The sequence below is a fragment of the Cyanobium sp. LEGE 06113 genome, from assembly GCF_015207615.1.
The window spans coordinates 1-23,305 of the sequence record NZ_JADEWM010000011.1; the positions used below are offsets into that span (position 1 = coordinate 1).

The window sequence follows — 23,305 nt, forward strand, 5'->3', positions numbered from 1 at the left end:
AGAGGATGAGCAAGAGATGACCATCAAGGTTGTCTGGAGCTGATCTAACCTATGCAGTTCTCAGGGTTCAACCTGAGAGCAAGACAAGAAGCAGAAGACTCCATCATGAGTCTTCTATCCTGGTGTCCATGGCGCAGTGGAACCACACCGATCCATCTCGAACTCGGTTGTGAAACGCTGCAGCGCCGACGATAGTTGGGGGGAAGCCCCTGAGAAAATAGGTCGATGCCAGGTAAAACTTTTTGTGCTTTGCTCCGATGATCAAAAGGTCACCCTGTGGGTGGCCTTTTTTTGTGCCGATTGTCCGTAGCGCCCATCGGTTGTTGGTTGCTGCGGCATGGTGGCGACTGGCCGCTCTAGGTGCAGACGATCTCCAGGTTGTCGTAGGTGTCGACCACCGGGAAGCTGCCGCACGCACGGGCCGGATTCCCTGGACGAGAGCTGAATAAAGCCTGGAGGCCAGCCACCTTGGCTGCTTCGCACTCGGCCAGGGCATCGCTGATGAAGAGCACGCGACAGGGGGGCACGTTCATGGTTTCAGCGATGGCCCGGTAGCTGTCGGCTTGCTGTTTCGCTCCGATCCGGGTGTCAAACCAATGCTGGAAGCAGGCCTTCAGATCACCACTGGTGCTGTGGCCATAGAGCAGTTGCTGCGCCTTCACCGACCCGGAGGAATACACGGCCAGAACGAGCGCCTGGTCCAGCCAGCGCCTGATGGCCTGGGCCACGTCCGGGTACAACGGTGCGCGGAGTTCGCCGCTGCTGTATCCGGCTTCCCAGATCAGTCCCTGGAGCTCCTTGAGTGGGGTGAGTTTTCGGTCTTGTTGGATCAGGAGCTTCAGATACTCAAGGGGGCAAGCGTTGCTTTTCCCCCGCAGCGCTACGGCAGCTGGATCGGGATCCTGCTCCAGGGCTTGCAGGCTCTCCCGTAGGAGTGCCTGAACAACGCTGCTCTCGCCATGATCTTCGAGGTAGCCCGCCATGCGGTGCTCCGCATAGGGGAAAAGCTGATCGGTGACATAGCTCACCGGGCAGGTCGTGCCTTCGATGTCCAGGAGTACGTGGCTCACGCCTCGCACCTGCACGATCGGACCGGGGCTGGGGCTTTGGGTCGCTACGGGGTTCACGGGAGGCAAGGCCAACGTCTTCAGGACTGGGTTGCAGGCGAGTCCAGCAGCGCCTGAAGCAACAGCTGCCGCCAGGCCTGCTCCAGAAGGAATTCATGGATTTCCAGGTGACGGCGGGCCTGCTGCAGATCCTTGCCCCACACATAGAGACCATGGCCAGCGACCAGGAGACCCTTGGGGGCGTCTCTCAGCAGCGGCCGCGCCAGCGCACTCAGTCGCTTGATGTCCTGGTCGTTGGCCAGCACCGGCAACTGCACAGTGGTGGCGTGGGTGGTCATGCCTTCGAGGCCCTTAATCATTTCCAGATCGCTGATGCTGAAACAGCCGGCTCCGCCGTCCCTGGGCCGATGTTGCAGCGACAGCAACGTGCCTGCCTGGGAGTGGGTGTGCAGCACCGCCCCGGCGCCGGTGGTCTCCACGATCGTCATGTGCAGGCGCGTTTCGGCACTGGCCCTGCCGTTGCCCTGCAGCACGCGGCCGTCACCATCCACAGTGATCAAGCTCTCAGGTGCTACAGCTCCTTTATCCACCCCGCTGGGCGCCATCAACAGGGTCAGGGGGGAGGTGCTGAGCACGCAGCTGAAGTTGCCGCCTGTGCCGTCACACCAGCCGCGTTGGTGAATGTCTGTCATCGCCCTGCTGAGGGCGCTGGCTAGCTCAGCGGACTTGGGCTGGTTGGACACGGCTTGCAGGAGAACTGGTCAAGGTCTGGGCGCTCGGGCTAAGGGGCTGCTCGGTTTCCATTGTCATGGCTGGCAGTCATGACTGGCAGTTCGGGCACCAGTGGCTGCTGCGGCCCGCCAGCTTCTGACGCTGGATCGGTTGGCCGCAACGCCGGCAGGGCTCGCCGCCGCGGCGATACACCAGGCCATGCCGCCGTAGTTGCCGTTGGTGCCCGTGAGGTCGCGGAAGTCGCTGAAGGTGGTGCCGCCGGCGCCGATGCTGATGCTGAGCACCTCCACCAGGGCCTGGCGCAGGCCCTCCAGCCGGGTGCGACTGAGGCTGCCGCTGGGGGAGTGGGGGCGGATCCCGGCGGCGAACAGGCCTTCATCGGCGTAGATGTTGCCCACACCGGCCACCACGGCCTGATCCAGCAGGGCGTTCTTGATTGGCCGGCTGGAGCCCCGCAGCCGCTGGCGCAGATAGGTGGCCGTGAAATCCGGGCCCAGGGGCTCGGGGCCCAGCCGCTGCAGGCCGGTGATCACGGCCTCAAGCGGCTGCTCGGGCGGCACCCACCACATCTGGCCGAAGCTGCGGGTGTCGATGAAGCGCAGCTCCTGGCCAGCGGGATTCCAGAACTGCACCCTGGTGTGGGAGCAGGGCTCCCGCGACTGCTCCAGCCAGAGAAACTGCCCCGTCATCCGCAGGTGCACGCCCCAATGGCCCGCATCACGACCCTGGCGGCTGAGGCTCGCCATCAGATACTTGCCCCGGCGGCTCCAGGCCTCCACCGTGCAGCCCTGCAGGGCCTGGATGAAGGCGGCGGGATCGCTGGGGCTGGCCACAGCCCTGGCCCGAAGCACCGCAGCCCGCTGGATCGTGAAGCCCCGGGTGCGTTGCTCCAGGCCCCGCCGCACCGTTTCAACTTCTGGAAGTTCCGGCACGGCGAAGCTGAGCGGGGCTGGGCGTCAGCCATCCTGCGCTGCCATGGCAGGGGGATCTGCAATGGGCCCTGAGCCGAGGCTCAGGCCTTGTCCAGTTCGGCTTCGGCGAAGTTGTTGGTGTTGATGCCGCCCTCGGAGCCGCTGTAGCCGGTGTAGTTCACCTTGTCGAAGCGAACCACCACCGGGTAGCGGATCCCGGAGGTGTCGACCGAGGCGACGGTGCCGACTTCGTTGAACCAGTAGGACTCGGGGCGCTTGATGCGCACTTTGTCGCCGCGGGAAATAGCCATCGCTGCGCTGTGGATTCGGAGGCTGTCGTAGGGGAAGATACCCGGCCCGCCAGGGGCGGTTGGCGGTGGCGTCACGTTTCGTCGCCCTTGCCCGAACCGCACCCGTGGGAGCATCGGCGGCACTGCTGCCGGCACCGGCCCATGGCGCCCACGGAGCTCTCCGCCCCGCCCGTTCTCTCCCTGGAGCTGCCCGATCCGGACAGCGACACGATCAGCACCATGGAGTTCCTGGCCCGCCTCGAGGAGGCCTGGGCCGTGTGCGACCGCTTCGACCTGCAGACGGAGATCTGGCGGGGGCGGATCCTGCGGGCGGTGCGGGATCGCGAAAAGCGTGGCGGCGAGGGCCGCGGCACCGGTTTTCTGCAGTGGCTGCGGGAGCGGGAGATCAGCAAGACCCGCGCCTACACCTTGATCCAGCTGGCCGAATCGGCCCAGGACCTGGTGGGTGAGGGCCTGCTGGAAGAGGAGAGCGTGAACAACTTCTCGAAGCGGGCCTTCCTGGAGACGGCCCAGGCTGATCCGGAGGTGCAGCTGATGATCTCGGAGGCCGCCAACGAGGGCCAGCAGATCACCCGCAAGCAGGTGCGGCGCCTCAGCGACGAGTTCACCGCCGCCACCAGCCCCCTGCTGCCCGAGGAGATCCGCCAGCGCACCGCCGAGAACCTGCTGCCGCCCCGGGTGGTGGCGCCCCTGGTGAAGGAGCTGGCCAAGTTGCCGGAGGAGCAGCAGGACGACCTGCGCCGGGTACTGCGGGAAGAGCCCGAGCTCGAGCGCATCCGCGACGTGACCAGCACCGCCCGCTGGCTCTCCAAGGCGGCGGAGGCGGCCCTGGCAGTGCGGGCGTTTCAGCAGGGAGACCTGCAGTTCGAGAAGGCCCTGCAGGAAGCCCAGCGCCTCGACGCCCTGGGCCTGCTGGCCGATGCGGTGGGTCAGGCCCAGGCCCTGGAGGCGGCCGCCCTGAAGCTGCACACCAGCTGGCGGCGGCTGGGCGGATTGCAGGAGAGGCTCTGGGTGGAGAGCGGCAGCAGCACGCCCCACCTGCGCGACCTGCTCACCGCCCTGCAGTCACTCAGCGGCAACGTGCTGCGCGTGTCTCTGGGGGAGCTGGCCGGCGGCAAGCGGCTGCGGCTGCAGCTGGTGGAAGAGAGCCCGGAGCAGCTCCCTGCCCCGCCGTTGCCCTGATCCACCAGATCTGGAGCCGTCTAGGGTCGCTCTGCGCTAGCTGTGGTGATCTTGGTGCCTTCCGGTCCGGACGCTGCCTCGTTGGCTTCGCCTGCCCCGGTGTCGTCAGCGCCGGCCACTCCCCTGAATCCCAGAGCGGATCGGCTGGCCGACGCGCTGCGTCGCCATTTCGGTTGGGAGGCCTTCCGTCCGGGCCAGCGACCGGTGGTGGAGGCCCTGCTGGCCGGGCAGGACTGCCTGGCGGTGCTGCCCACGGGGGGTGGCAAGTCGCTCTGCTTTCAGCTGCCCGCCCTCGTGCGCGAGGGGCTGGTGCTGGTGATCTCCCCCCTGGTGGCCCTGATGCAGGACCAGGTGATGCAGCTGCAGCGCCATGGCATCGCGGCGGCCTGTCTGCACAGCGGCCTGGGGCCTGCGGAGCGCCTGGGCCTGCACAGGAGCCTGCGGGAGGGTCGGCTGCGACTGCTCTACCTGGCCCCGGAGCGGCTGCAGGGGGAGGCCACGCGCCGCCTGCTGGAGGAGGTGCTCGACACGGGCCGGCTGGTGGCCCTGGCCGTGGACGAGGCCCATTGCATCAGCGCCTGGGGGCACGACTTCCGCCCCGACTACCGCCGCCTCGGCCAGTTGCGGTCCCTGTGCCCGGGGGTGCCGCTGGTGGCCCTGAGCGCCACGGCGGCGCCGCGGGTGCGCGCCGACATCATCCGCCTGCTGCAACTGCGCAAGCCCCTGGTGCAGGTGCGCTCCGCCCGCCGCGCCAACCTCACCTACACCATGCGGCGACGGCCGGCCGATCCGCTGCCGGCGGTGCTGGAGGCCCTGGAGCGCAGCCATGGCGCCGTGCTGATCTATGCCCGCACCCGCCGCTCGGTGGAGCAGTGGGCCAGCCGGCTCACAGCCAGCGGCCGCGAGGCCATCGCCTACCACGCCGGGCTGGACGCGGAGAGCCGCCAGCTGGCCCTGGAGCACTTTCAGCGGCAGCCGACCCCCGTGCTGGTGGCCACCGTGGCCTTCGGGATGGGCGTGGATCGCCCCGACGTGGGGCTGGTGCTGCACCTCGATCTGCCCGCCAGTGCGGAGGGCTATCTGCAGGAGTCAGGCCGGGCGGGCCGTGACGGCCTGCCGGCCCACTGCCTGGTGCTGTTCGACCCGGGGGATCGCACCTCTCTGGGCTGGGCGATCCGGGGGGCTGGAGCCGCTGCGGCCAGGCTGGCTGACGCGCGCCACCAGGGCCGGGTGGAGCTGGCCCAGCGGCAGCTGCGCCGCATGGAGGCCGTGGCGGAGGGCGAGGGGTGCCGCGAACAGGCCCTGCTGCTGGCCGTGGGCGAGGTGGTGGCACCCTGTGGCCGTTGCGACCGCTGCCAGCGCCAGGACCAGCGTCAGGACTGGGCTCCCCAGGCCACCGCGCTGCTGGAGGCGCTGCTGCCCCGGGACGGCCGCGACCTGCGCAACCTGGCGGCCGATCTGGCCGGAGCTGGCGCCGGGGACGCAGGGGAGCTTCAGGCAGAGGAGCTTCAGGCAGAGGAGCTTCAGGCAGAGGAGCGCTGGGCCTGGCTGGCGCGGCGTCTGGTGCAGGAGGAGCTGCTCAGCGAGAGCGATGACGGGGCCCAGCGCCTCTATCTGCAACCCACGGGTCGGCACTACCTGCGCCAGCCCTGGCCGCTGCCCTGGGCGGCCTGAGCGTCAGCCCCCCTTGGTCTTGCAGAGATCGGTCACCAGCTTCTGCTCGTGGTCGTCGGTGGGGTCTTCCCAGGTGTTCCACTGGCCCGACTGGCTGGTGGCATTCACCTTGCGAGCGCCGCAGTTGATCGCAAGGTAGAGGGGGGCTCCTTCGCTGTTGAGGGTGGGGGCCACGTAGCTGCCGCCCATGGGCTTCCAATTAGCCCAGTCCACCTGCAGGGGCCCGTAGCTGCGCCAGTCGTGGGTCTCATCACTGGCTGGGCTGGCTGAGGTGCCTGAGGTGCTGCTGGTGCCGGCGGGCCTGGTGGTCGTGCTGCTGACCGCCCGGGCGGCGATGGTGGAGCTGGTCGCCGCGGCGCTGGCTGCCTTGGCTGGGGCGGCGGTAACCTGGCTCACACTGCCCACCCCGGCGGTGGCCAGGGCAAGGCGGCTGCTGGTGGGCAGTGAGCTGGTGGTGGCACGGGCGCTGCTGACTGCCGCGTCGGCTTGGCTTGCCGCGGCTGCCGTGGCCGTGGCTGCCGTGGCCGTGGCCGCGGTTGCTGCGACTGCGGTGGCTGCGACCGGCATGGCTGCGGGGGTCGTCGCTTGGAGGGCTGTGGCTGCGGGAGCCACGCTGGCCCTTGGGGCCAGGCCATCGGTTGCGGTCTCGGCGCGGGGCGCCAGGGCACCGCTGGCCTGAATCAGGGGCTGCTGGGTGGCTGGAGCGGCGGCAGGTTCTTCTGTGGACGCTTCAGAGGAGGTGCTTGTGGGCGAGCTGGTGCTGGCGGGCTCCTGCGCCGCCGCAGTCTGATCTGGCGTGGGGCTGGGCTCTGGCTGCGCCATGGGCTTGGCGACAGGCTGGGCAACAGGTTTGGCGGCGGGCTTGGCGGCCGCTTTGGCGGCGGGTGCCGCCGCGGTCTTGGCGGGGGGGGTGCCCACCAGCTTGAGACGCGTGCCGGCTAACACCAGATCCGGGTTGTCAAGCCCGTTGAGGGCGCTGAGACGGGCCACCGATGTGCCGTAGCGGCTGGCGATGTCGCCCAGGCTCTCGCCTGGGCTCACCACGTGCTCCTTCGCCGTGGCGGAGGCCTTCGCGGAGCTGGAGCTCTTCGCGGCAGGGCGGGCGCCGGGGCGGACGGGGATCTGCAGCCGCGAGCCGGCCATGACGTGGTCGGGGTCACTGATCCCGTTGATCTGGATCAGCCGCTCAGTGCTGGTGCCGAAGTGAGCGGCGATGTCGGAGAGGGTTTCGCCGCCCTTCACCGTGTAGGGCGCCGTGGGGGTGCTCTTGCGGGACGCGCCGGCGGCAGCGGCGGCGCTGCTGCGCCCCCCGCCCGGGATCAGCAGCTGCTCGCCCACCATCACGTGGTCGGCATTGCCGAGGCCGTTGGCCTGCATCAGCGCCGTCAGGCCCACCCCTTCACGGGCGGCGATTTCGGAGAGGGTGTCCCCGGGCTGCACGGTCACCCTGCCGCCCCGACTGCCGGAGGCCCGCGGCGCGCTGCGGCCGGAACCGGGGATCACCAGGGTCTGGCCCACCATCACGTGGTCGGGGTTGCTGATTCCGTTGGCCTGCATCAACCCCGAGAGGCTCACGCCGTGGCGCTCGGCCAGTTCAGAGAGGGTTTCGCCGGAGCGGACCACCACCTGGGCGTGGGCGGGGCCAGCCAGGAGCAGGGGCAGCGGCGACGCCAACGCCAGGGCCAGGGCTGCAAGGGCACGTTGCATCGACGCTACGCAGAGCTGGCGTCAAGGTAAGGGCTCTGATCGCCTCGTCCAGCCCCCCAGGCCCAGCTGGATCAGCCCAGCAGCCGTTTCACCAGCGCCAGCTTGCCGGCGTAGGGCGGGTAGCGCACGGGCAGATCGAGCCAGAAGGGGCGGCTCAGCACACTGCGCTGGTGGGAGAAGGTGTCGAAGCCGGCCTTGCCGTGGTAGCGGCCCAGGCCGCTCTCGCCGACGCCTCCAAAGGGAAGGGCTGTGGCCCCGGCCTGCATCACCACGTCGTTGAAACACACCGAGCCGGAGCTGGTGCCGGCCAGCACCTGCTGGCGGGCCGCCTCCGAGCGGCTGAAGAGATAGAGGGCGAGGGGTTTGGGCCGTGAGCGCACCTGGGCCAGGGCCTCCTCGAGGTTGGCCACGCTGAGCACGGGCAGCAGCGGTCCGAACAGCTCCTCCTGCATGAGGGGGTCGTCGCCATCCGCCACGGCCACCAGGGTGGGGGCGATCTTGCGGCGGCTGGGGTCGCAGGCCCCGCCGTGGAGGATCTGGCCGCGGCTGCGGGCCCCCTCCAGCAGGGCCTCCAGGCGTTCGTACTGGGCCTGGTTCACGATCGTGCCCAGGTCGGGGGAGGCGAGGGGATCGGGGCCGTAGAAGCTGGTGAGCTCGGCGGCGATCGCCTGCACCAGGGGCTCCCGCACGGATGCGGCCACCAGCAGGTGGTCGGGGGCGATGCAGGTCTGGCCGGCGTTGAGGCTCTTGCCCCAGGCCAGCCGCCGGCCGCTCACGGCCAGATCGGCGTCGTCGAGCACGATCGCCGGACTCTTGCCGCCCAGCTCCAGCGTCACCGGGGTGAGATGGCGAGCCGCTGCCGCCATCACCAGCCGCCCCACGCGGCCGCCGCCGGTGAACAGGATGTGATCGAAGCGCTCTTCCAGCAGGGCCGCCGCCACAGCGCCGTCGCCGCTCACCACCTGCACCACCTCCTGGGGAAAGGAGGCGGCCACGGCCCGAGCCAGCAGCTCAGCGGTGTGGGGAGCGTGCTCGGAGGGTTTGATCACCGCCGTGTTGCCGGCGGCAAGGGCGCTCACGAGCGGATGCAGGCAGAGCTGGGCCGGATAGTTCCAGGGTCCGATGATCAGCACGCAGCCGAGGGGCTCGGGCTGCACCCAGGCCCGACCGGGCTTGAGGGCCACATCCAGGGCCACCCGGCGCGGAGCCATCCAGCGACGCAGCTGGCGGCGGCTGTGGCACAGCTCCTGGCGCACGGCCACCAGCTCGAAGTGGGCCTCCACGGGCGGCTTGCCCAGATCGGCGGCCAGGGCCGCAGCGATGGCCTCGGCGTGCTCGTCGAGCAGCGTCTCCAGGCGCTGCAGCTGCTCCAGCCGCCAGGCGAGCGGCTGGGTGAGGCCCCGGCTCACCGGGTCGCGCATGGCGGCCACCGCCACGCTGAGCAGGGCGCCGGCAGGCGCTGGGGGGCTCTCCACGGTCACGGCATCGAGGGCAAGGCGTGGCTTCAGTCTCACGGATGCCCCCGGCGCAGCGTGGCCCTCCCCGCTCAGCCCCCGGGGCGGGCGCTGATCACGGCGAAGAACGGATCGCCATGGCCGCCCACCCAGCCGAGCGGCCCCGGCGCCCGGGTGGCCTCGGCCACCAGCTCCGGTTGGCCCCAGCCCTGGGCCAGCAGCACCCTGGCCACATAGGCGAGGTGGTCGCGGTCGCCGCCGTCGGTCCAGATCTGGGGCGCCTTCTGAAAGAACATCCGGTTCGAGAAGGCCACGATCAGCTGCCCGTGGGGACGCACCACCCGCAGCAGCTCAGCCGCCACGGCCTCCGGCTGCTGCAGGTACTGCCAGCCGGCCACGATCAGGGCCGCGTCGACGCTGGCGTCCTCCAGTGGCAGGCGCTGGCTGCTGTTGAGGTTCTGCACCCAGTGGCGGTTGAGACGGGGGTTGGCCTCCAGCTCCCTGGCGTTGAGGCCGTGGCCGATCACCGTGTCGTACTGGATGTCTTCGGGCAGGTGGCTCACCCAGCTGCTCATCAGATCCAGCACCGTGGCGCAGGGGGGGATCCGTTCGCGGTAGAGGGCGCTGAGCCGCTGCCGGAAACCGGCATCGAGGTGATGCACCAGGCGCGGCTCGGCATAGAACAGGGCGTCGTCGCTGCCGTCGAGCTTGAAGCGCTCCGCCTCACTCAGCACCAGCACCGGCTCGGCCGGAGAGCTGTTGGGCTGGGCCATGGCGTCAGAAGCGTGAGGCCGCAGTGTGCCGGCTCCAGCCGGGGCAGTGTGGTTGCCCCGGGGTGCCACCGGGGAGAAGAGCCCTTGACGAGATTTGAACTCGTGACCTCTCCCTTACCAAGGGAGTGCTCTACCACTGAGCTACAAGGGCATGTGGAGGATGGGCCGGGTTGGATTTGAACCAACGTAGGCAGAGCCAGCGGATTTACAGTCCGCCCCCATTAACCACTCGGGCACCGACCCGAACCACACCGCAAGAACTTACCAGCCGACTAAGCCGGCCACCGGCCGTTCTCCATGCACTTCCTTGTCCTCCATGGACCCAACCTGAACCTGCTGGGCAGCAGGGAACCGGGGCTCTACGGCAGCGCCAGCCTGGAGCAGATCAATGCCGATCTGCACCAGCGCGCCACGGCCCTGGGCGTGAGCATCGACTGCGTCCAGAGCAACCACGAGGGCGCCCTGGTGGACCGGATCCAGCAGGGCCGCGGCGCCGTGGACGGCATCGTGATCAACGCCGCCGCCTACACCCACACTTCCATCGCCCTGCGGGATGCCCTGCTGGCCGTGGCGATCCCCTATGTGGAGGTGCACCTCAGCAACATCCACGCCCGCGAGCCCTTCCGCCACCACTCCCATCTGGCCGACAGGGCCGTGGGGGTGATCTGCGGCTTCGGCGCCGGCAGTTACCTGTTGGGACTGGAGGGCCTGGTGGCCCACCTGCGGGCCCGTCCATGACGCAGATCTCAACCCCGAACCCCGCGGCCGCGGCGCGTATCCGCTGGCTGGCGGCCCCCAGCCAGTACGCCTGGCTCGTCCAGGCAATCGCCCACCCCGATCTGGTGTTGATCGACCATGCGCACTGCGAGCGCAAGGCCGCCGGGGTGGCCCTGCAGCTGATGTTCCGTTACCCCAGCGACGCAGCCCTGGCCCTGGCGCTCAGCCCCCTGGCCCGGGAGGAGCTGGAGCACTTCGAGCAGGTGGTGGCCCTGCTGCAGCGGCGCGGTGGGGCCCTGCGGCCCCTGGCGCCGCCGCCCTACGGGGCCGGGCTGGCCAAGGCGGTGCAGCGCCAGGAGCCGCAGCGGCTGCTGGATTCCCTGCTGGTGGCCGGCCTGATCGAGGCCCGCAGCCACGAGCGCATGGCCCTGCTGGCCGCCCACAGTCCGGAACCCGAGCTGCGGGCCCTCTACGCCGCGCTTCTGGCCAGCGAGGCCCGCCACTTCGGCCTCTACTGGGTGCTGGCGGAGCAGCGCTGGCCGCGCCCGCAGCTGGTGGCGCGGCTGGAGCAGCTGGCCAGCCTGGAGGCCTCGCTGCTGGCGGAGCTGCACCCCGAGCCGCGCATGCACAGCTGATCCCATCGGCTGTGCCGTCCAACAGTGCGGGCATCTGCAAGAGTTCTGCGGGATGTCCTGCAGCGCCATGGAACCCCGCATGGAGGTGTTGAGCCTCTTCCCCCGCCACCTGCTCAAGGGTGAGTTGCCCGGCCCGCTGCTGTCGGACCTGCAGCAGCTGGCCCACAGCGTGCGGGCCGAGCCTGGCGTGGCCCCGGATGCCTCGGTGAAGCTGGCCGGCCAGCTGGCCCTGCAGCGGGAGCTGGGGCCCCAGTATCCGCCGGTGGTGGAGCTCTGTGCCCAGGTGCTGCTGCCGGCCTGTGAGCGCTGGATCCGCCATGTGGTGGACCAGCAGCCGCCCGAAGCCCACGGCCCCTGGGCGCGGGGGCGCTACCAGCTGCAGCTGGTGGATGTGTGGCTGAACGTGCAGCGGGCCGGCGATTACAACCCCACCCACACCCACGGCGGCACCTTCTCGGGTGTGGTGTTTCTGGAGGTGCCCCCCCAGATCACGGCGGAGCGCTTCGACGGCCAGCTCTGCTTCTACGGCCCGGAGGACTGGCACATCCAGAGCTTCCGCACCGGCATGGCCCACTACGTGGTGCCGGTGCCGGGCGATTTCTACGTGTTCCCCGCCTGGCAACCGCACTCCGTGGCCCCCTTCCGGGGCGAGGGGGATCGCCTCTCCCTCGCCTTCAACGTGGTGGCCGTGTCGCCCCAGGCCAAGGCGGCGCCGGCCCCGGTGGGCAATGTCTCCCTGTCCACCAGCCGCCGTAAGCCGGGGGGCTTTCGCTGAGGCTGCCGCTGACGCCTCCCTCAGCTGAGAAGCACCGGATCCCCCACGGCCACGGCCCCCGGCTCCAGCACCGAGAGGCGAACCCCGGCCACCACCTTGTTGTGGCGAGCCGTGGCCCGCAGGATCTCGAGCTCCTGGGGCAGGCCGCCCTGGGCCAGGGTGGTGACCACGCAGCGGGGGCAGCCGCCATCCACCCGCAGCAGGGCCCCGCGGCCCAGGCGCAGATCAGCGCCGATCCAGTCCTGCTCCACGAACCCCTCGCCCTGTCCACAGGGGCGGATCAGCAGGTTGGGGCGAAAGCGCTCCACGGCGAAATCGAGCTGGGGTTCCAGCTGCCGCAGCCGCTCCAGGGTGGCGGTGGTGAGGGCATGGATGGGGCAGGCATCGAAGAACGTGCCCTCCGGCAATGGCAGTTCGTTCACCACGTTCTGAAAATCCCGCTCGGGCACATCGGGCCAGTACTGGTCGAGGCTGGCGCCCGCCGGGGCCTGGTGCAGCAGGCTCACCTGCCGCCCCAACAGCTGGGAGAGGGCGGCATCGACGCCGGGATCGCTGCTGAGGAGGGGTGCGGCCGCTGAGGCGCCATCGCTTGGCAGTTCCGGGGCAATCGCCAGCGCCGGCAGGGGCTCATTCGGCTGGGGTGGTGAGCCATAGCGGGCGCGATAACCCAGCAGGGCCTGCCAGATCAGGGGGTTCTTGGCGCTGGCCACCCGCTGGGTGGCATGGTCCCAGAGGGCATAGGCCCGGTCACCGCAGATGCCGCCGGCGGTCACGTCCACCTGCACCGGGCGCTCGCCCTGCATCGATTTGAGCGGATAGCGCCACAGCGCCTCCACGTGGCCCACCAGGCGTTCGGCCATCGCTGCGCAGGGGCTGTGGGGCTCCATTGAACCCCCCGATGCCGGCATGAACCGTTCACCCGGCACTGCCAGCGGTGGCCGGGGCCCAAGCAGAGCGGGGAGGTCTTGGCTGGGGCGAGGGGAGGTGAGAGGGTGCGGCGGTCTCCCTCCACCCGCCCCCGGGGTTCCGCCATGGCCACCTGTCTGATCACCGGCGCCAACCGCGGCATCGGCATGGCCTACTGCCGCCAGCTGCAGGCCCGCGGCGACCGCGTGATCGCGGTGTGCCGCACGGCCTCACCGGAGCTGGAGCAGCTGGGCGTGCGCATCGAGGCGGGGGTGGACCTCACGGTCGAGGAGGCGGTGGCGGATCTGGTGCGGCGGCTGGAGGGCCTGCCCCTCGATGTGGTGATCCTCAACGCCGGTGTGCTGGAGCGGACCAGCCTGGAGCGCCTCGATCCCGCCAGCCTGCGACGCCAGTTCGAGCTCAATGCCGTGGCGCCGCTGCGGCTCACCCAGGCCCTGCTCAGCCAGCTGCACCAGGGGTCGAAGCTGGCGCTGATGAGCAGCCGCATGGGCTCGATCGCCGACAACAGTTCCGGCGGTTCCTACGGCTACCGGATGTCGAAGGTGGCGCTGGGCATGGCGGGCAAGTCGCTGGCCCACGACCTGCGGCCGCGTGGCATCGCCGTGGCGATCCTGCACCCAGGCCTGGTGAGCACTCGCATGACGGGCTTCACCAGCCAGGGCATCAGCGCCGAGGAGGCGGTGCAGGGCCTGCTGCAGCGCATCGACGCACTCAGCCTGGAGAATTCGGGCAGCTTCTGGCATGCCAACGGCAGCGTGCTGCCTGGTGATTCCTAGGGGGCCTGCACCATGCCGTCGCCGCGGTCGAGCACGTCCTGATCCGGGGCGAGGCCATCGAGGCTGGCCATGGCCCGCAGGCGGGCCTGCACCGCACCGGCGTTCACCGGCACGCCGCGCTCGCGGATCGCCTGCCACCACAGGGCCGCCACGCCGGCCACGTGGGGCGCCGCCATGCTCGTGCCATTGAGGGCGGTGAGCCCCCCGCCCGTGGCGGCGGACACCACATTCACCCCCGGAGCGGCCAGCACCGGGTTGGTGTTCGAGAACGAGGCCACCGTGAAGCCGCTTGGCCCCTCCCCGAGGGCGCCCACCGACAGCACCCCCAGGGCCGCGGCCGGCACCGACGCCGAGAGCTCGAACTGCGGCCGCCTGGACTCGTTGCCGCTGGCCGCCACCACCACGGTGCCGCCGTTGAAGGCGGCGCGGGCTTCCAGCATGGCCAGCAGACGATCGAACATGCGCAGGTTCATGCGGTAGCCCTCCAGGGCCGCGCTGGTGGCCAGGGCCTCGGGCCAGCCCTGGCTGATCAGGTTGGCCGCCAGGCCGGGGAAATCAAAGCCGAGCGACATCGACAGCACCTGGGCGTTGTTGCGGATGGCCCACTCCATGCCGTTGAACAGCATCTCGGAACCGCCGCCGCCCTGATCGCCCAGCACCTTGCCGATCAGCGCCGTGCTCACGCCCCGGGCCACACCGATGCGCTGGCTGTCCACGTCGCGGCCAAACACTGTGCCGGCGCAGTGGGTGCCGTGGCCGTTGACATCGCCATCGCCGTCGCCGCTGAAATCCAGCTCAGTGATCGCCATTCCCGCAAAGGCGGGGTGGTTGCGGTCGATGCCCGTATCGAGGATGGCCACGCTCACCCCTGAGCCGTCGAAGCTGCTGCGGTCAGCCCCCACGGCCCGTACGCCCCAGGTGGGGCCCGTGGCCGCGGCCGCGGGTGCACCGGGGGCATCCGATGGTCTGGGGGAGATCAGGCGCGTGGGCATGGAGCGGGCCACGCCGAGCACGTCGGGGTCACGGGCGGCGTCGCGCAGGTCCGCGGGGCTGAGCGTCTCCAGGCTGATCGCGGGTTCCGGGGGCAGGTCGGCGGCCGGTTCGAGGCCAAAACTGCGCACGCCCGGGTAGGGCAGGGAAGGGCTGGACAGGCCGGTGAAACGGCGCCCTTGATTGAGATCCCGAAGCAGAATAAAGTGTTGTGACGTACTCATGAAGCTATTCCGCCAAGGTTGCATCACTGATGGCATCCAGGCATGCCAGCTGGATTCCGTCAACTGACGCAAAACGCCTTGGCCAGGGCCGTTTTGTGCCACCCACAGGAGGGCTGCTGGACCAAGACAGTAACCACTCGAACAACTCTTTACGAGGGCACCCGCAGGCCGCCTGCGGTCTCCATGCCGCAACGGTGCTCTCAGTGAAGTTGTTCAGATCGTAATCGGGAGACTTGCTTCAAGGGGATCTAGTGGAGCTGAATGAGTTCATGCTTCCTGGATCAGATCATCTGTCTCAGCGGGATTTAAAGGACATCTGTTTCAGGGGGATCTACCCCGGTCTCCACCCCTTCGGTGCTGCATGACACTGCAGCTGGACCCCGGCTCCGGTAGTCAGGATGACCCTGGAGCCGCCGATGAGTCCCCTGTTCTCCTGTGCGGGCTGCGGCGTTCAGATCGAGCGGTCGGTGCGGCTCTATCGGGAGCAGAAAGGGCGGCTGCTGTGCTCCACCTGCAAGGACAAGCAGGAGAACAGCCCAGGGGCAGCCACGGCACCGGGCGGCGGAGGCAGTCCCCGGCCGCCCCTGGCCCCTTCCTCCTAATCAGGTGCTTGTGGTTGAACGACGCCAGGGGCGACGGCGGCATCGATGGCGGCCTCACCGCGCCTGTGGATCTCGCGGGCGTAGTCGGTCCAGGTTCCCTGGCCCCAGTAGCGGAAGCAGCTGGTTTCCAGCAGCAGCAGATGCAGCAGGGCGTTCTGGTAGGTCGCGCTGGTGGTCACTGAGGGATCGTTGTCCACCAGGGGATCGAACACCTGGTGAAAGCGGGCACTGAGCCGCTGCATCGGCTCCAGCACGTTGGCGTAGCCTCCACCCAGCTGAGGTCGTTGGTCCAGGAGGCTCCCGCCATCGAGAACGCGGGGTCGCTGACCTGGAGCTCGGCGATGGCGGCTTCGGTGGCCTCGGGGGTGGGGGGTCCGCCCGCCGTGCGCTCGTCCACGACCTGCCACAGCTTGTGGTGATGGATCGCCTGAACTCTGGGATAGTCCGCAGAGCTGACTCCGGCCGCAGCAAGTCGTTCGAGGTAGTCGCTGCCGTTGATGGCCACCGTGGCCGGGCCGGGGCCCGATTCTCTGCTCTGGGCGGCAATCCTGTGGTGCGCCTGGATGAAGGCGGAGGGGAACTCGTTCATCATCACGCCACCATTTTCGCCATCGGCAATCTGAGACACCAGGCGGGAATTGTGGTTCCCGCCAGCTGCAGGGGCTCTTGGCCAAGAGCTTCATAACAGGGCTGCATCTGGCCCACCAGCTTGGTATCGGAGCCCTGGGTTTTGATCAGAACCGTGATGGACAGCGCAGCGCCAGAGGAGTTGCATGCCACCAGCTGATTGGGACCGTACTTCTGGCCGTGGCTGAGGCTGGAGCCGTCCAGGTTTTCCACGCTGTGCTCCTGAACCAGCAGCCACTCATAGCCGCACTCCCGCAGGGCCTTCACCAGTTCGTAGAGGCTGTCGGGATGGTTGGGGAGATGCATCTCCGGCAGTGAAAACCCCTTCACCCGCTGCAGGGCCTCAGCGCCAAACAGGGTTTCAAAATGCTGTTGCCAGGCCAGGATCTGGAGCTTGAGGTCGGGAATCGGCGTGGACGGGGCAACGGCATGGCTCCAGAAGCTGCCGAGCCATTCCACGTGGGGCTGCAGGCCGGGATCACAGCTGAGGCGTTCTAGGGCCTCGAGGATGTCGCGGCGGCCCATCTGCTCAAAGCCCCAGAGCAGGTTGCCGGAGTAATCCAGCATGATCCGGGGATTGCAGCCTTCTTGAATCAGCTGGGGGATGATCTCAGCGAGGCGCCTATAGCACTGGGCAAAGGGCTCTGCGTTGTGGTTATCGCCTTCCCCCGGATGCTCCAGCATGTACTGGAGATGGGAGATGAGTGCACCATCAACGCCGGCTGGAATCGTGGGTTGGTGCATGTGGAGGGCACAGGCAAAACCGGAGCGGATCTGCTCCAGGCTGCGCTCCTGGGGAGATCGAACAGCGGGGCCGCGTTGCTGCACCAGGCCGAGGATCTCGGCTTCTCGTCCCGCGATCGGCGGTAGGGATGGGCTGGTCATGGCTGTGGTGTCGGGCTGATTCACCAGGCCAACGCGGGCGTTGAGCGGGTCTTGCAGGCTCAGTCTGATGGGAGGTGACGGCCCAGGAGTGCAGAGGCGTGGGAACCAACAAGACCATGCCTCAAGGCAAGGTTTGGCTAAGCTCGGCGCCGACAGCGACCACCACGTAGGAGCGATTGATGAGTTTTCCCTTCACCATGTCTGCTGCTATCTCGCCAAGGTCTGTCAAGCACCATTCAGGAGTGAACCTGAGCATCTGAAGCTGATTGATAACGTCCTTGAAGCCAGCGTTCAGTTTTTCGGCGCTGAAGCCTGGCCACTGGGAGAAGTCCACCCAGCTCGGGCTTGAGCCCAATGAGCAGCACGTTTTGATTGGGCAGCTGGTTCTTCACTGTTTAGGCTCAGTTTCAGGCCACGAATCTGCCATGTTGATTCGTTCTGCCAGGCGACTGCTGCACCTTGAGCGCGGCCCTATCGGCTGAACGCCTTCCAGAGCCACCAGGCAGCCACAGCCACCAGCACCCAGGGCAGCAGGGCTCTGAACACCAGCAGCACCGCCAGCACCACCAGGGCCGATACCGCCGTTCTCCTGGTGAGGGCCTTGGCCTCATCGGTCATGTAGCGCCAGCGCGGCAGCAGAGGCATCGGCAGGAACTCTCTGGAAGGCTCAGTTGAATGCCAGCCTAGAAACCCCCCTGAGGGCCGGCCCAGGGCCAGCCCTCAGCCACTCCCCCGCCGGGCCGAGTCCATGCCCTTCCACGGCCCCGCGGTGACACGGCCGGACCCCATCGACAGCCCCCTGGCGCTCGGGCTGGCGCGGGCTCCTCAGGAGCTGGCGCTGCGGGATCTGCGCCGCAGCCTGAGCTGGGCCGAGCTGGAGCGCGCCACAGAGCAGCTGGCGCGGGCCTACCGGGCCCTGGGCCTGGGGCCCGGCGACCGGCTGGCCTCGCTGGTGCCCAACGGCGTGGAACTGGTGGTGCACTACCTGGCCGGGCTACGCAGTGGCCTGGTGCTCACCCCGCTCAACTACCGCTACGTGCCGGCCGAGATCGACCATGCCCTGGCGGTGAGCGGCGCGGCGGCCCTGGTGTTCCACCGCGAGCGGCAGGCGGATGTGGCGGCCAGCGCCCTGGCGGGCGGACTGCCGCTGGGCACCATTGAGTTCGACGACCCGTGCGGTTTCGAGGCGCTGCTCGAACGCTGTCCCGGCAGCGATGCCCCCTGGCCGGTGCTGCCAGGTGATGCCCCCTGCGTGATCTATTTCACCTCCGGCAGCACCGCCAAACCGAAGGGCGTGACCCACAGCCGCGCCAGCCTCGGGGCGCTGCTGGCGTCGCTGGCGCAGGCCCTGGAGTTGCGGCCGGGGGAGCAGGTGCTGGCGGGCTGCTCCCTGGCCCATGTGGCCGCCTCGGCCCTCTGCCTCGGTGCCCTGGGGGCGGGGGCGGGGGCCGTGATCGCCAACGCCATCGACAGCCCCAGCGTTGAAACCCTGCTGCGCCGCCACCGGCCGGAGGTGTTGCTGATGCTGCCCGCCCCACTGTTTGGCCTGGTGCGCGATGGGGGGCTACAGCGTCAGGATCTGGCCTCGGTGCGGCTGTGCATCAGCGGCGGCGACAAGGTGCCCCACCAGCTGCAGCAGGAGTTCCAGGCCTCCACCGGCTTCTGCATCCACGAGAGCTACGGCCTCACCGAGTGCGCCTACGCCACCCTGGCGCCGCCCTCGCAGGACGGCCGGATCGGCTCGGTGGGCCCGCTCTCGCCGGGGCTGAGCGGCTCGATCCGCAACCCCGAGGGCCAGGAGGTGGAGCGGGGTGAGGCCGGCCGGCTGTGGCTGCGGGCCCCGTCCGTGATGACGGGCTACTGGGCCAATCCCGCCGCCACGGCCGACAGCATTCAGGACGGCTGGCTCGACAGCGGCGATGAGATGCGCCTTGACGGCGACGCCAACCTCTGGTTCTGCGGCCGGCGCAAACAGATCATCGTGCACGACGGCTCCAACATCTGCCCCCAGGACGTGGAGGAGGCCCTGGCCGAGCACCCGGCGGTGGCGTTGGCGGGAGTAGTCGGCATCCGTGATCCGCTCCATGGCGAGAACGTGCGGGCCTACGTGGCGCTCAGGCCAGGTCAGCCGGCCCCGGCGGCAGCCGAGCTGATCGCTTTCGCCCGGCAACGGGTGGGCTACAAGGCCCCTGAAGAGATCTGTTTCCTGCCGGCGTTGCCGCTGAATCCGGTGGGCAAGATCGACCGTATCGCCCTGGGCCAGCTGGCCCAGGGCGATACGAGGTGAAAGGCGCGGCCATGGCCAGGTGGACCTTCCACTCAGGCAGCATCTCGGTCCAGAAAGCATCTGCGTTCAGAAAGAGTCTGTGTTTTGGTGGATGTTGAGGCGATGCCATTTCTGCACTCAGGGAGCTGCTGTCCTCCACGCAATCCGGACGACAACGAAACTTCTCGTCATGGGAGTTGGGCCTGGAAGGGACGTCTGTGACGCCATCCAGGGCTGAACATTTCCGGCTTTCCTGACGGGGCGGGGCCAGAGCCGGTGGCCTGACGAGGCGTGGCTAGAGTGATTCAGTCACAATCGTGCTGCTCCCCAAAATCTTCATGCAGAGGACGCAATGCTCTGTGGCTGTCTATGACACAAAGCCCTACGACCTGCTGCATCTGCCGGCGGCGGCGGGCCCTGATGTGGATCTGCGCTTTCTGAATTTTCGCCTGAGCGTGGACACGGCCGGCACCGCCGATGGGGCTCGGGCTGTGTGCGTGTTCGTCAATGACGCGATTGACAAGTACTGCCTTGAATCCCTGGCCAGCCGCGGCGTCGAGCTGGTGGCCCTGCGCTGCACCGGCTTCAACAACGTGGATCTCGAGGCGGCCCGCGATCTCGGTGTTGCCGTGACCCGCGTGCCCGTCTACTCCCCCAATGCCGTGGCCGAGCATGCCGTGGCTCTGCTGCTCACCCTCAATCGCCAGGTGCATCGTTCGTTCAACCGGGTGCGGGAACACAATTTCTCTCTGCAGGGCCTGGTGGGTTTTGATCTCAATGGCCGCACGGCGGGCATTGTGGGAACGGGCAAGATCGGGCGCATCCTGGCCAAGATCCTGCGGGGCTTCGGCATGGTGGTTGTGGCCTACGACCCCTATCCCGATCCGGCCTGGGCGGCACGAGAGGGGATCACCTATGTGGATCCGATCACTCTCTCCAGCCTCAGCGATGTGATCTCCCTCCATGTTCCCCTGACAGCCGAAACCCATCACATCATTCGCCGGGAGACCATAGACTGCATGAAGCCCGGCGTGATCCTCGTGAATGTGAGCCGGGGTGGCCTGATTGATACCGTGGCCCTGATCGAAGGCCTGAAGTCCGGGCGCTGGGTGGGGTGGCACTGGATGTGTATGAGGAGGAGGAAGGGGTGTTTTTCGAGGATCTTTCCGGAACGGTGTTGCAGGATGATCTGCTGGCACGGATGCTCACCTTCCCCAATGTGCTGATCACGGCGCACCAGGCGTTTCTGACCCATGAAGCCCTCAACGACATCGCTCGCATCACCGGTACGAATCTCCAGTCGCTGCTGCAGGGAGTCCCCTTCGTGGAGGGCTCCCTGCTCACTTAAGGAGCGCCTGAAGGTGTGGCCGTGTCCAGCGGCTGCATCCACGGCCGCAGCCATAGGTTGAGAGTTCCGTCCTCCGCAACCGCCAAGGGCCCGTGGTCTGATGCCTGCTCTCTTCCAACCCCGTTCGCTGGCCCTGCTGATCGGCGGTGCCGCCTTGGGCCTGCTGCTCAACCATCTGCTGGCCGGGGCGGGTGTCGTGGCCGTGAGCAGCTGCCTGCCCCTGCGCGCCCTGCTCTGGCCAGGCGCTGCGGTGGTGGTCGCCGCTCTGCTGGCCCGGGCCGTGGTGGTGGTGGCCCGGCTGGGCATCCGGGTGGAGATCTTCACCCGCAGCCCGATCGACATCGGGACCCAGCGCCGGCCGATTCAGGCTGCGGTGACCAAAGTGCGACTCTGAGCCGAGCTCAGCGGAGCCCAGGGCCCCGAATCCGCTCCAGCCCCCCGAAGGTAGAGAGGAAGACCGCCGGCTCCCATGACTCCCCCCTCAGAAGCCTCCTCCCCGGGCGACGACTCCCCTGAGCCGGAGCAGTCCGGCGGCCGCTGGCGCAAGCTCTCCCTGCTGGCCGCGATCGCCCTGGTGGTGGCCCTGTTCTTCGGGTTTGGCCTGCAGCGCTTCCTCACCCTCGAGGCCCTGCAGCAGGCCCAGGGTTCCCTGCAGGGGTGGCGTCAGCAGGCGCCCCTGCAGAGCGCCCTCACCTACATGGCCGTGTACGTGGTGGTCACGGCCCTGTCGCTGCCGGGGGCGGCGGTGCTCACCCTCGCCGGCGGCGCCCTGTTCGGCCTCGGCCTCGGCACGCTGCTGGTGTCGTTTGCCTCCAGCGCCGGCGCCCTGCTGGCCTTCCTGCTGGCCCGCACCCTGCTGCGCGATCTGGTGCAGCGGCGCTTCGGGCGCCAGCTCGCTCCGATCGAAGCGGGGGTGCGGCGCGACGGCGTGCTCTATCTGCTCACCCTGCGCCTGGCGCCGGTGTTTCCCTTTTTCCTGGTGAACCTGCTGATGGCGCTCACCCCCATGCGGGCCGGGGCCTATTACCTCACCAGCCAGCTGGGCATGCTGCCAGGCACCTTGGTGTACGTGAACGCCGGTACCCAGCTGGCTCAGTTGCGCGGCCTCGACGGCATCCTGTCGCCGCCCCTGCTGCTCTCCTTCGCCCTGCTGGCCTTGTTCCCCTGGCTGGCCCGCGCCGCCACCGACCGCCTGGCCATCTGGCGGCTCTACCGCCCCTGGAACCGTCCGCGCCGCTTCGATCGCAACCTGATCGTGATCGGGGCCGGCGCCGCCGGGCTGGTGACGGCCTACATCGCCGCCACGGTGAAGGCCCGCGTCACCCTGATCGAAGCGGAGGCGATGGGCGGCGACTGCCTCAACACCGGCTGCGTGCCCAGCAAGGCCTTGATCGCCTCGGCGCGGCTGGCGGCCCGCATGCGCCGGGCAGATCGCTACGGCCTCAGGCCGGTGGAGCCGAGCCTCTCGGTGAGGCAGGTGCTGGAGCGGGTGGCGGCCAAGGTGGCCGCCGTGGCTCCCCACGACAGCGTGGAGCGCTATGAGGCGCTGGGGGTGGAAGTGGTGAAGGGCCATGCCCGCCTGGTGGATCCCTGGACCGTGGCGATCCGCGGCCGGGATGGCCAGGAGCAGCGGCTCAGCGGCCGCTCGATCGTGCTGGCCACCGGTGCCGCTCCGGTGCTGCCCGACCTGCCGGGAGCCTCGCAGGTGCCGCTGCTGAGCAGCGAAACGCTGTGGAGCTGGCTGCGCGAGTGCCCCCTGGAGCGGCCACGGCTGGCGGTGCTGGGCGGCGGACCGATCGGCTGCGAGCTCTCCCAGGCTCTGGCCCAGCTGGGCCTGCCCGTGACCCTGATCCACCGCGGCGAGCGGCTGCTCCGTAAGGAAGATGCCGACGTGGCCGAGGAGGTGCGCCGGGCCCTGGAGGCCGATGGCGTGCAGCTGCTGCTGCAGACCAGGGTGCTGGGCTTTGCCGCGACCCCGCCAGGTGCGGCAGCTGAACCCACGGCCCAGGTGCTGCTGGAGCACGAGGGAGCCAGCAGCTCGATCGCCTGCGATGCGGTGCTCTGCGCCCTGGGCCGCAGGGCCAGGCTGGAGGGCTACGGCCTTGAGGAGCTGGGCATTCCCAGCGGCGACACGATCACCACCAACGACTACCTCCAGACCCTCTACCCCAACATCTATGCCGCCGGTGACGTGGCAGGCCCCTTCCAGTTCACCCACACCGCCTCCCATCAGGCCTGGTATGCCGCGGTGAATGCCCTGTTCGGCAGCGTGCGGCGCTTCAAGACCGACTACCGGGTGATCCCCCGCACCACCTTCACCGATCCGGAAGTGGCCACGGTGGGCCTCACCGAAACGGAGGCCTCGGCCCTGCAGATCCCTGTGGAGGTCACGCGGGTGCCCCTGCACGAGCTCGACCGGGCCATCGTGGAGAGCGCCGAGCGGGGCTTCGTGAAGGTGCTCACCGCCCCGGGCAAGGACACGATCCTGGGGGCCACGATCGTGGCCGAGCACGCCGGCGAGCTGCTGGCGGAGTTTGTGCTGGCGATGCGCTGGGGGCTTGGACTCAGCCGGATCTTCGGCACGATTCACGCCTACCCCACCTTCGCTGAGGTGAACAAGTACGCCGCCGGGGCCTGGAAGAAGGCCCGGGCTCCCCAGCGGCTGCTGGGGCTGCTGGAGCGGTTCCACCGCTGGCGGCTCGGCACGCCTTGAAGCCGCCTC

General features: G+C 68.9%; 22 protein-coding genes, 2 tRNA genes, 1 rRNA gene and 2 pseudogenes. 13 read left to right on the forward strand and 14 right to left on the reverse strand.

What is annotated here, in order from left to right:
- Positions 1 to 118: 118 nt before the first annotated feature.
- Positions 119 to 234: ribosomal RNA gene (gene rrf, locus IQ220_RS14290) — 5S ribosomal RNA — on the forward strand.
- A 122-nt stretch (positions 235 to 356) separates the two neighbouring features.
- Here the strand turns inward: rrf and mtnC are convergent.
- The 4 genes and pseudogenes from mtnC to IQ220_RS14310 all read right to left on the reverse strand — a co-directional run bounded on the left by mtnC (position 357) and on the right by IQ220_RS14310 (position 3,021).
- Positions 357 to 1,079: an acireductone synthase gene (gene mtnC / locus IQ220_RS14295; RefSeq protein WP_370566504.1), complete on the reverse strand. Its 723-nt coding sequence runs from the start codon at positions 1,077 to 1,079 to the stop codon at positions 357 to 359.
- A 68-nt stretch (positions 1,080 to 1,147) separates the two neighbouring features.
- Positions 1,148 to 1,759, reverse strand: a complete 612-nt coding sequence (mtnB, locus tag IQ220_RS14300) for a methylthioribulose 1-phosphate dehydratase (protein ID WP_193916008.1) — start codon at positions 1,757 to 1,759, stop codon at positions 1,148 to 1,150.
- Positions 1,760 to 1,886: 127 nt separating this feature from the next.
- Positions 1,887 to 2,731 (reverse strand): annotated as a pseudogene (locus IQ220_RS14305) (DNA-formamidopyrimidine glycosylase).
- An 80-nt stretch (positions 2,732 to 2,811) separates the two neighbouring features.
- Entirely contained in the window at positions 2,812 to 3,021 is a 210-nt protein-coding gene (locus IQ220_RS14310) for a photosystem I reaction center subunit IV (protein ID WP_186697210.1), read from the reverse strand.
- A 141-nt stretch (positions 3,022 to 3,162) separates the two neighbouring features.
- Between IQ220_RS14310 and IQ220_RS14315 the strand changes: the two genes are divergently transcribed.
- Together IQ220_RS14315 and IQ220_RS14320 are read left to right on the forward strand one after the other, a co-directional pair.
- Positions 3,163 to 4,203 carry a hypothetical protein gene (locus IQ220_RS14315; protein WP_193916010.1) on the forward strand — a complete coding sequence of 347 codons (1,041 nt, stop codon included), beginning with the start codon at positions 3,163 to 3,165 and terminating at the stop codon, positions 4,201 to 4,203.
- A 99-nt stretch (positions 4,204 to 4,302) separates the two neighbouring features.
- Positions 4,303 to 5,877: an ATP-dependent DNA helicase RecQ gene (locus IQ220_RS14320; RefSeq protein WP_370566505.1), complete on the forward strand. Its 1,575-nt coding sequence runs from the start codon at positions 4,303 to 4,305 to the stop codon at positions 5,875 to 5,877.
- Between the two features lie 3 nt (positions 5,878 to 5,880).
- Here IQ220_RS14320 and IQ220_RS16240 read toward each other — a convergent pair whose 3' ends face one another.
- From IQ220_RS16240 to IQ220_RS14345, 5 genes are all read right to left on the reverse strand, one after another.
- Positions 5,881 to 7,584, reverse strand: coding sequence for a LysM domain-containing protein (locus IQ220_RS16240; protein WP_193916013.1), 1,704 nt, complete (start codon positions 7,582 to 7,584; stop codon positions 5,881 to 5,883).
- A 71-nt stretch (positions 7,585 to 7,655) separates the two neighbouring features.
- Positions 7,656 to 9,005 (reverse strand): aldehyde dehydrogenase family protein, encoded by a 1,350-nt coding sequence (locus tag IQ220_RS14330; protein WP_193916092.1) that lies wholly within the window; start codon positions 9,003 to 9,005, stop codon positions 7,656 to 7,658.
- Positions 9,006 to 9,130: 125 nt separating this feature from the next.
- A complete protein-coding gene (locus IQ220_RS14335; RefSeq protein ID WP_193916016.1) occupies positions 9,131 to 9,811 on the reverse strand; it encodes a class I SAM-dependent methyltransferase in 681 nt (226 codons plus the stop codon).
- A gap of 79 nt (positions 9,812 to 9,890) precedes the next feature.
- Positions 9,891 to 9,962, reverse strand: a tRNA-Thr gene (locus tag IQ220_RS14340).
- A gap of 10 nt (positions 9,963 to 9,972) precedes the next feature.
- Positions 9,973 to 10,054 (reverse strand) — tRNA-Tyr (locus IQ220_RS14345).
- Between the two features lie 54 nt (positions 10,055 to 10,108).
- Here IQ220_RS14345 and aroQ point away from each other — a divergent pair.
- From aroQ to IQ220_RS14360, 3 genes are all read left to right on the forward strand, one after another.
- Entirely contained in the window at positions 10,109 to 10,549 is a 441-nt protein-coding gene (gene aroQ / locus IQ220_RS14350; protein ID WP_193916018.1) for a type II 3-dehydroquinate dehydratase, read from the forward strand.
- Positions 10,546 to 11,163 (forward strand): tRNA-(ms[2]io[6]A)-hydroxylase, encoded by a 618-nt coding sequence (locus IQ220_RS14355; RefSeq protein WP_193916021.1) that lies wholly within the window; start codon positions 10,546 to 10,548, stop codon positions 11,161 to 11,163. The genes aroQ and IQ220_RS14355 overlap by 4 nt, the downstream gene beginning before the upstream one ends.
- A 79-nt stretch (positions 11,164 to 11,242) precedes the next feature.
- A complete protein-coding gene (locus IQ220_RS14360; protein WP_193916094.1) occupies positions 11,243 to 11,938 on the forward strand; it encodes a putative 2OG-Fe(II) oxygenase in 696 nt (231 codons plus the stop codon).
- A 20-nt stretch (positions 11,939 to 11,958) separates the two neighbouring features.
- On the opposite strand, the gene IQ220_RS14365 is transcribed toward IQ220_RS14360, so the two are convergent.
- Positions 11,959 to 12,798: an MOSC domain-containing protein gene (locus IQ220_RS14365; protein ID WP_193916024.1), complete on the reverse strand. Its 840-nt coding sequence runs from the start codon at positions 12,796 to 12,798 to the stop codon at positions 11,959 to 11,961.
- Positions 12,799 to 12,969: 171 nt separating this feature from the next.
- Here IQ220_RS14365 and IQ220_RS14370 point away from each other — a divergent pair, with 171 nt between their 5' ends.
- Positions 12,970 to 13,641, forward strand: coding sequence for an SDR family oxidoreductase (locus tag IQ220_RS14370; protein ID WP_193916027.1), 672 nt, complete (start codon positions 12,970 to 12,972; stop codon positions 13,639 to 13,641).
- Here IQ220_RS14370 and IQ220_RS14375 read toward each other — a convergent pair.
- Positions 13,638 to 14,855: a S8 family serine peptidase gene (locus IQ220_RS14375; protein WP_193916030.1), complete on the reverse strand. Its 1,218-nt coding sequence runs from the start codon at positions 14,853 to 14,855 to the stop codon at positions 13,638 to 13,640. The two genes, IQ220_RS14370 and IQ220_RS14375, sit on opposite strands and share 4 nt — an antisense overlap.
- A gap of 416 nt (positions 14,856 to 15,271) precedes the next feature.
- Here IQ220_RS14375 and IQ220_RS14380 point away from each other — a divergent pair, with 416 nt between their 5' ends.
- Complete coding sequence (locus tag IQ220_RS14380) at positions 15,272 to 15,457, forward strand: hypothetical protein (RefSeq protein WP_193916102.1); 186 nt, start codon at positions 15,272 to 15,274, stop codon at positions 15,455 to 15,457.
- Here the strand turns inward: IQ220_RS14380 and IQ220_RS14385 are convergent.
- From IQ220_RS14385 to IQ220_RS14395, 3 genes and pseudogenes are all read right to left on the reverse strand, one after another.
- A pseudogene (locus tag IQ220_RS14385) lies at positions 15,454 to 16,969 on the reverse strand (glycosyl hydrolase family 57). The gene IQ220_RS14380 and the pseudogene IQ220_RS14385 sit on opposite strands and share 4 nt — an antisense overlap.
- 121 nt (positions 16,970 to 17,090) lie before the next feature.
- Positions 17,091 to 17,303: a hypothetical protein gene (locus IQ220_RS14390; RefSeq protein ID WP_193916033.1), complete on the reverse strand. Its 213-nt coding sequence runs from the start codon at positions 17,301 to 17,303 to the stop codon at positions 17,091 to 17,093.
- Positions 17,304 to 17,440: 137 nt separating this feature from the next.
- Positions 17,441 to 17,614: a hypothetical protein gene (locus IQ220_RS14395; RefSeq protein ID WP_193916036.1), complete on the reverse strand. Its 174-nt coding sequence runs from the start codon at positions 17,612 to 17,614 to the stop codon at positions 17,441 to 17,443.
- 103 nt (positions 17,615 to 17,717) lie between these two features.
- Between IQ220_RS14395 and IQ220_RS14400 the strand changes: the two genes are divergently transcribed.
- The 5 genes from IQ220_RS14400 (at position 17,718) to IQ220_RS14415 (ending at position 23,296) form a co-directional block, all read left to right on the forward strand.
- Positions 17,718 to 19,256 carry a class I adenylate-forming enzyme family protein gene (locus IQ220_RS14400; protein WP_193916039.1) on the forward strand — a complete coding sequence of 513 codons (1,539 nt, stop codon included), beginning with the start codon at positions 17,718 to 17,720 and terminating at the stop codon, positions 19,254 to 19,256.
- A 317-nt stretch (positions 19,257 to 19,573) separates the two neighbouring features.
- Positions 19,574 to 20,461, forward strand: a complete 888-nt coding sequence (locus IQ220_RS14405; RefSeq protein WP_228009272.1) for a 2-hydroxyacid dehydrogenase — start codon at positions 19,574 to 19,576, stop codon at positions 20,459 to 20,461.
- On the forward strand, positions 20,437 to 20,583 hold the full coding sequence (locus tag IQ220_RS15935) for a hypothetical protein (RefSeq protein ID WP_228009273.1): 147 nt from the start codon (positions 20,437 to 20,439) through the stop codon (positions 20,581 to 20,583). The genes IQ220_RS14405 and IQ220_RS15935 overlap by 25 nt, the downstream gene beginning before the upstream one ends.
- A 100-nt stretch (positions 20,584 to 20,683) precedes the next feature.
- Positions 20,684 to 20,977: a hypothetical protein gene (locus IQ220_RS14410; protein ID WP_228009274.1), complete on the forward strand. Its 294-nt coding sequence runs from the start codon at positions 20,684 to 20,686 to the stop codon at positions 20,975 to 20,977.
- Positions 20,978 to 21,052: 75 nt separating this feature from the next.
- Positions 21,053 to 23,296: an FAD-dependent oxidoreductase gene (locus tag IQ220_RS14415; RefSeq protein ID WP_193916042.1), complete on the forward strand. Its 2,244-nt coding sequence runs from the start codon at positions 21,053 to 21,055 to the stop codon at positions 23,294 to 23,296.
- The last annotated feature ends 9 nt before the right edge of the window (positions 23,297 to 23,305 follow it).

Excerpts from the sequence above, each read along its gene's own strand:
- mtnB (WP_193916008.1), bottom strand. The coding sequence starts at position 1,759 with ATGACAGACATTCACCAACGCGGCTGGTGTGACGGCACAGGCGGCAAC.
- IQ220_RS14310 (WP_186697210.1), bottom strand. The coding sequence starts at position 3,021 with ATGGCTATTTCCCGCGGCGACAAAGTGCGCATCAAGCGCCCCGAGTCC.
- IQ220_RS14315 (WP_193916010.1), top strand. The coding sequence starts at position 3,163 with ATGGCGCCCACGGAGCTCTCCGCCCCGCCCGTTCTCTCCCTGGAGCTG.
- IQ220_RS16240 (WP_193916013.1), bottom strand. The coding sequence starts at position 7,584 with ATGCAACGTGCCCTTGCAGCCCTGGCCCTGGCGTTGGCGTCGCCGCTG.
- IQ220_RS14330 (WP_193916092.1), bottom strand. The coding sequence starts at position 9,005 with ATGCGCGACCCGGTGAGCCGGGGCCTCACCCAGCCGCTCGCCTGGCGG.
- IQ220_RS14335 (WP_193916016.1), bottom strand. The coding sequence starts at position 9,811 with ATGGCCCAGCCCAACAGCTCTCCGGCCGAGCCGGTGCTGGTGCTGAGT.
- aroQ (WP_193916018.1), top strand. The coding sequence starts at position 10,109 with ATGCACTTCCTTGTCCTCCATGGACCCAACCTGAACCTGCTGGGCAGC.
- IQ220_RS14355 (WP_193916021.1), top strand. The coding sequence starts at position 10,546 with ATGACGCAGATCTCAACCCCGAACCCCGCGGCCGCGGCGCGTATCCGC.
- IQ220_RS14360 (WP_193916094.1), top strand. The coding sequence starts at position 11,243 with ATGGAGGTGTTGAGCCTCTTCCCCCGCCACCTGCTCAAGGGTGAGTTG.
- IQ220_RS14365 (WP_193916024.1), bottom strand. The coding sequence starts at position 12,798 with ATGGCCGAACGCCTGGTGGGCCACGTGGAGGCGCTGTGGCGCTATCCG.
- IQ220_RS14370 (WP_193916027.1), top strand. The coding sequence starts at position 12,970 with ATGGCCACCTGTCTGATCACCGGCGCCAACCGCGGCATCGGCATGGCC.
- IQ220_RS14375 (WP_193916030.1), bottom strand. The coding sequence starts at position 14,855 with ATGAGTACGTCACAACACTTTATTCTGCTTCGGGATCTCAATCAAGGG.
- IQ220_RS14380 (WP_193916102.1), top strand. The coding sequence starts at position 15,272 with ATGAGTCCCCTGTTCTCCTGTGCGGGCTGCGGCGTTCAGATCGAGCGG.
- IQ220_RS14395 (WP_193916036.1), bottom strand. The coding sequence starts at position 17,614 with ATGCCTCTGCTGCCGCGCTGGCGCTACATGACCGATGAGGCCAAGGCC.
- IQ220_RS14400 (WP_193916039.1), top strand. The coding sequence starts at position 17,718 with ATGCCCTTCCACGGCCCCGCGGTGACACGGCCGGACCCCATCGACAGC.
- IQ220_RS14405 (WP_228009272.1), top strand. The coding sequence starts at position 19,574 with ATGCAGAGGACGCAATGCTCTGTGGCTGTCTATGACACAAAGCCCTAC.
- IQ220_RS15935 (WP_228009273.1), top strand. The coding sequence starts at position 20,437 with ATGCTCACCTTCCCCAATGTGCTGATCACGGCGCACCAGGCGTTTCTG.
- IQ220_RS14410 (WP_228009274.1), top strand. The coding sequence starts at position 20,684 with ATGCCTGCTCTCTTCCAACCCCGTTCGCTGGCCCTGCTGATCGGCGGT.
- IQ220_RS14415 (WP_193916042.1), top strand. The coding sequence starts at position 21,053 with ATGACTCCCCCCTCAGAAGCCTCCTCCCCGGGCGACGACTCCCCTGAG.